Origin of the sequence: Caballeronia arvi (assembly GCF_001544695.2) — a bacterium.
In the GTDB taxonomy this organism is placed as follows: domain Bacteria; phylum Pseudomonadota; class Gammaproteobacteria; order Burkholderiales; family Burkholderiaceae; genus Caballeronia; species Caballeronia arvi.
In genome coordinates, this window is the sequence record NZ_FCOM02000042.1 from 66,477 (window position 1) to 72,476 (window position 6,000).

4 protein-coding genes are annotated in these 6,000 nt (G+C 55.4%); 3 read left to right on the top strand and 1 reads right to left on the bottom strand.

The genetic code is table 11. The features are described from left to right. Positions 1-119 precede the first annotated feature (119 nt). From AWB74_RS31640 to AWB74_RS31655, 3 genes are all read left to right on the top strand, one after another. Entirely contained in the window at positions 120-2,456 is a 2,337-nt protein-coding gene (locus tag AWB74_RS31640) for a hypothetical protein (RefSeq protein ID WP_061150559.1), read from the top strand. Positions 2,457-2,533: 77 nt separating this feature from the next. Continuing rightward, positions 2,534-3,826 carry a ComEC/Rec2 family competence protein gene (locus AWB74_RS31645; protein ID WP_061150560.1) on the top strand — a complete coding sequence of 431 codons (1,293 nt, stop codon included), beginning with the start codon at positions 2,534-2,536 and terminating at the stop codon, positions 3,824-3,826. A 557-nt stretch (positions 3,827-4,383) separates the two neighbouring features. Beyond that, positions 4,384-4,752 (top strand): hypothetical protein, encoded by a 369-nt coding sequence (locus tag AWB74_RS31655; protein WP_061150562.1) that lies wholly within the window; start codon positions 4,384-4,386, stop codon positions 4,750-4,752. Positions 4,753-4,843: 91 nt separating this feature from the next. Here AWB74_RS31655 and AWB74_RS31660 read toward each other — a convergent pair whose 3' ends face one another. Next, a complete protein-coding gene (locus AWB74_RS31660; RefSeq protein ID WP_061150563.1) occupies positions 4,844-5,422 on the bottom strand; it encodes a hypothetical protein in 579 nt (192 codons plus the stop codon). Positions 5,423-6,000 lie beyond the last annotated feature (578 nt).

Sequence of the window (6,000 nt, forward strand, 5' to 3'; positions counted from 1 at the left end):
TGCACTTCGCTAGGGACGGACGTAGGCACCTTACAAAAAAGAGACTCATCTAGCCGTACACCTGATGCTTCACCGCAAACGGGGAACAGATGGAACGGGGAAGACCTAGCTTTATAACAATGACACAGCAACTAAGACTGACTACTGAACTTGTCTCGCTCGTCCATTACGTGGAGCTGAACGAGAGCGGCTGGGTACGAAAGACCCTCGGAAAAATCGTTCTCTCGGTGCTAGCTCGCGCCGGGAAATCGATGCGACAAGAACAGATACGGAATGAGATAACAGCGAGCACATCACATGACTTTGGTAGTGCCGAGCTGAAGAACGTTTTGAGCGCGCTTGCTGCGAAGCGCGAAGTCATTGAACAGCCGAAAGGCTGTTTTCGCGTTCCAGAATCTCAACTCAAAGACATAAATAGAGCAGTCGCAGCGACCGAGGCAGAAGAACGCGCAACGGAGGCTGATTTCGTCTCGCGCGTAAGCACTTATGCACCGGGACTGGACGGCCAGGAAATCTGGCAAAAGTTTCTTGACCTGTATCTTCAGCCCATGGTCCGCAATGCTGGTGCGAATACGCTCAATTTACTGTCGGGCTCTGGACCACTCAGCACGCGCGAAACCCTGCAGCCGCTTCTCGATGCGCTGCCCGCAGAGGTTCATGATGATGTCTCGCGGGCCGTCGTCGAATTTCTCAACCCCTCCGTATCTCACGTCCGTCAGTTCATACTCAAGCGCGTCGCAGCCTCATTTTTTGTCGCTGCCGTAGGTCTCGACGAAAGAACTATTCGGGCTCTCGACAGACAACGCGCAAGTCAGAGTTCGATTCGCTTGTTTCTCGACACGAACACACTCTTTTCAGTATTAGGGTTATGCGAAAGCGACGCCGACAACAGTATTGAAGGCTTACTATCACTCAATCAAGACCCAGCAGCTCCGGTCAAGGTTAAGCTCTTCGTTTTTCCGGACACCATCGAGGAAGCGATGCGCGTGTTGTCGAACGCAGCAAGCTCGATGGGGGGATTGCCTTATCCTAAAAGCTTGGCGACGGCCGCGCGGCGCGCAAACCTTTCAGGCATACGCGCGAAGTACTTGGAGGCAGCGGCAAAGTCGCCTGAACCTCTAAGCGCCGAAGCATACTTTTCCCCTTATATCAAGGGCCTGAAGAGCGTCCTCAAGAGTCGCGGCATCGAAGTAATTGACCGGAGTCTCTTGGTAGGACGCCAAGACCAAACCGTCATCGATGACGTCCTCAACACGGAAGAGTGGGAGGCTCGCAACATTCCAGAGAACAAGCGCAAGCCGCACCACATCATCTTTCACGACGTCTATGTCTGGCATTGCGTACATAGCCAGCGAGAGCCCGGACTCGCATCTCCCCTTGAAGCCAAGGAGTGGTTCGTTACTCTGGACCGCCGGATGATTGCGTTCGATGCATTCAAGAGCAACCGTGTACCTAACTGGGTACCCGTTTGTATTGACCCAAGCACCTTCGTTCAATATGCACAGTTCTGGACTCCTCGTTCTCCGCAATTTGAAGAGGCGCTGTTCAGCAGCCTAAGATTGCCGCTGCTCTTTCCTGAATTTGACCGCGAGACGGAGAATGTCAGCGTCGAGATTATCAGTAGGTTGGCCCGAATCGAGAACGTCGGAGACTTCACTGCCGACGAGTTGCAGTCGCTGCTGCTCGATAGCGCGTTGCGCACCCGGTTTGCCCAAGCCCCTGACGAGGCGGCACAAACCGAGATTGTTCGAGACGAGTTGCTTGCAATTCACAAGGACACTGCGGAGCGGGCAGAGGTCTTGAGCGCCCAACTTAGGCAAGAGCGGATGCGACGAACCGCTCTTGTCGAGAAGATTGCCACGCAGGAAAAAGCGTTGACGCACGCTGCGACCCAACATCAGCATGTCGCGAACGCAAACCAGCATTCGCTCTCGCGCGCGTCAGCGGAGATTGGCGCGATGCGCGTGCAACTCGAATCAGCGCAGAAGAGGCTCGAAGAAATGCGAGAGCAAGAGGCCAAGCGTTCCGCGGAAATCGAACGACGTAAGCACGTGGGTAAGTACTGCCTTCTGCACATGTTCTTGCCATTCACGGCGGTTACTGCCACATTCGGCTGGGCGCTGTCACGCTTTTTGCCTGCTTGGACCGCCTTCGGACTTGCTGCCCTGTGTGCGGGAGTCGCTGTCGGCGGCTTGGTCAAACTTACAGCTCACAAAAATGTACACGTGCAAGCGACGACTTGGCTCAAGTATCTTTCGTTCGCTTTCATCGCATGCTGGCTGGCCGGTGTCGGGTTCATGAGCACCACTGCCAACGCCGTGTACTCGAACTACCTTTCGACGCGCCAAGACCGGCTGTTCGATAAGGCGATTGAAACGGCTAAAGGTGCTACGTCCGAAAAGGCGCCAGAAGGAACGCCGGGTGCGGTTACGACGCAACAGCCACCTACACGATAAATTGCCGAGCGCCGGTGGAGCGACCGCTGAAGCGTTCGAGCGCATCGGGCCTGCCATCAAAGTCGAGATGCCGAATTATGAATAACGGGCAGCAAAAGGCCGTCGAAAACGTCGACGTCAAGCGTATAGCGAGGGGCGTACCGCAGACGGGAGAAAATCTGGTCAAGGAAAGAAAGCAACATCCGATTCCAGACGGAAGGATGTACTGCAAGCTGGAAGCAGTTGACGCGGAATCCGACTACCACAACAACAGGCGTTGTGTTCGTCTATTCGGAATCTCGGAAGCTCAGTTTGTACAGAGCCTTGAAGAGAATTCAACGAACTCAACCTTCGACGTCTTCATCATGGATATCGAATGGCCGGCGTGGGAGGTGCTGAAGCTGAACGACATATATCTGACTCGCGACCGGTTTCGTGACTCCGAACCCGAATGGCTTGAGGTGTCATATCGTTCAGACGTAAGCGCAGACGACGGTCAAGCTTACGCCTATCCGTTGTTTCTGGGGTCGGCTCCGACATTTCTCGAAATTCAAAGAGTTGTTCCCATTGATGGAAGGGCAATTCCTCGCTCGCATACAGTTCCGGCTGTTCGACCGCATCATACTCCTTCGTCATCGCACTATGTACTTGACGCGTTCCATGTTGGCCAAGGGATGTGTTCGGTGTTTCACAATGGAAAGTCGGGCTTCGTTCTGGACGCCGGAGCCGGAACCCCGGTTATTCGGAAGATATATAACCAAAAGAGTTTCGTTAACGAGTTCATGACACTGGTCAAACGGCTTAGCCCGTTGTCGATGGTTCTTTCTCACTTTGATGTCGACCACTGGAGACTACTCGATTGGGATGCGGAGTTTCTAGACCGCGTAGACAAGATTTTCGTACCTGGCAACTATCCTAGTCTGCCATTCAAAAGCAGTATCATTAAAGCAAAAGTGACGCCCATTACGACCGCTACGCTGCTTGATGACACAGTTGCTAGCGCGAATCTGCGTGTCGTTCGAAGCTCGCCCCACTTCTCGAACAAGAACGGTGAATGCTTGGTCGCGGTATGTCGTACGCGAGGCAAAATAGCGCTGCTTCCGGGTGACTACACGTACAGGCGCTTTCCGACCGATGGCGGGAGCGAGATGAGAGCGCTCAGCGCCGCAAAATACGATGCCGTGGTTGTGCCCCATCACGGCGATGCAGCCAGCGCTGACCAGGTGGTCAATCCAGTGTCAGATTCCTCAATTGCGTTCTTCTCGGCCGGAACGCATTCGTATTACAACCATCCAAAACAAGAGTCCTTAGACAACCACGAGGACATCGGATACGTCGTTATCAACAAAAAAGAGAGTACCGAAATTAAGCAGAAGAGACTGCTTGCTTAGCGTTGAAATCATCAACGTTTTACGCGCACTAAGGTTTCGGGATTCGGGCAAGCTGCGTTTCTGGCCTTGAGGGTTCAGTCGTCACTTGGCGTTGTAGCTTCGGAAGCGTGTCGCGGAGCTCGCCAAGCGTATGTATGGGTTCTTTTCGACTTGGTAGAAATCGTTGCATTCGTCGTGCTGGTTGACCTCGCGTAGAACCGCATAGTCCTCCGAGCCGTTCGCAGAGTACGCAAGTTGTTCGACTTGCTCTGCGTATGCAGCATGCGCAAGACCGCCCGACGCTGCTTCTGTCGTTGAGTACGCCAAGTACATGGAGGCACTGGCTGCTCGCAGGGCGAACCCGGGCGCGGGCTCCCAGCCCTCGGCGTAGTAATCACGACGCGCCCGATTCGAGCACGCCCGCGAAGACGGCGGGCACTGTTGGCAGAGGTGTACCGTGGACTCAATTTTTTCGCCCCCGAGCTTTCCTTGTTTCAAAGACAAGGCCAAGGAGCTTCGCTCGGCAATTGGCACCAAAAGGCATCACCCACTGGGGTGCCACGAATCTCTTGTGTCGAATGTACGGCTACAGAGACTGGGCTGCCCTCTGGGATTTACGGACCCTTGAGCCCTCGTTTCCGACCGAGTGGGACGACGAGCTGGACCAGTTCCACATCGAGGAGCGCTACGACCGGTTTCTCGACGAGCTGAACGCTGAACTTGACATTGATGACGAAGCTGCTGAGGCTATCTTGCGCAAAGTAAAGGTGTCAGCACGTGAGCTCTATTACCCGAGGGCTGGCGTTGATGACATCGACGACTTCGCGAGCCGGCTGGCCGGGCTGCTCAAGGAAGTGGCGCCGCAAATCGCCGCGGCGCGAGGCGGTCGAGGTCCTTTCGCGGACGGAAGGTCCAATTGCGGCGCTGACTGCTCGGACGGTCAATAGCGCAGAGGTGCAAGGCGCGGGTGAAGCCAATTGGACTGCAGCATTGAGCTGGGGGCGCCCGCGGCCTTCGTCGGCCGTGAGCACTGTTGGGTCAAGCAACCATATACTCGCGGAATGGCGTCACGAGCCGCTCGCGTAAGTCCGGCAGTACATTTTTAAGGCCCGCTCGGTCAAACGTTTCGACGCTCATTTTGAAGAACGCTCGCTCAACGCTCCGCAACAAAGTAATGGCGTCCGGGTATAGCTTGAGGAGCTGTTCTACAGCTTCCAGCACGCTGGCGTATCGGGCATCAGTCGGGGTGTAAGGAAAGTTGTGCTCTCGGCGCAGCCAATCATTAGCAAAGAGAGTCGCGAGTCCTTCTTCCATGACCGGTGCATTTGCGCCGCCACTCGGTGCCAACAGGTGAACACACTCGTGGGCAAGCTGATATTCGGCTTGCAACCAGTAGTCCTGCGCCGAAGTCGAAAGTTGTATGGCGATGTGCTTTCCACTGCCCGGATACCAGATTCGGGGGCCGGTAGGTTCGAACTCGACGCCTACTAGCGTGTATTCTTCGTCGCGGGTGCCGTACTTGGACTCAATTTCTCGCAAGATTGCCGCGGTTCGGCTTGCAAGGGTACGTCGGTAGCCACCCGGCGTTGGCTGGGTGAAAAAGAATTCGTTTTCCATTTGTAGGGCAAAGGGGGTTAGGTCCGACAGCGCGGGTTCGTCGGAAGGTTAACTGATTCCCACGGCTCTACCACCATTAACCTTAAAACGTCGTTCTGGGCCTTGAAGTGCCCAAAGCCCGTCTCGCCTACGTTTTTTGAGCCATCACCTCCGCGTTCGACCAATCGATTCCGCGCTCGATGCAAAATCTGACGGGGTTTATCGAGAAGCCGGTGCTGTCCAGAAATGGGTCATCGTCGAGCGAGAGTCCCGAGGCCATCACGCGCCGGACGTAGCGAAGCCTGGTGCGAACGCGACCTTCGTGTTGCATCGTTTAGAGTCAACCTCCGGCCAACCGAGCCTTTCGGAACCGTAGCTACGCTCGAACACTTTCGGGCGAATACCGTTCGATGCTATTTTGGTTCCAGGAATTTAAAGTGCGGCTCCCTGCGAACTGCTAGCTCAGTCCCGCTGGCGCCGCCGCCCCCCATCGACTTCGGGAGCGACTGGCAACTGAGCCACTGGACTTGCCCCCGCATAACCGGACACCCGGTCACGCTTAGGTTGGAGAAACTGCTTGCCGACGAAACTCACGAGGC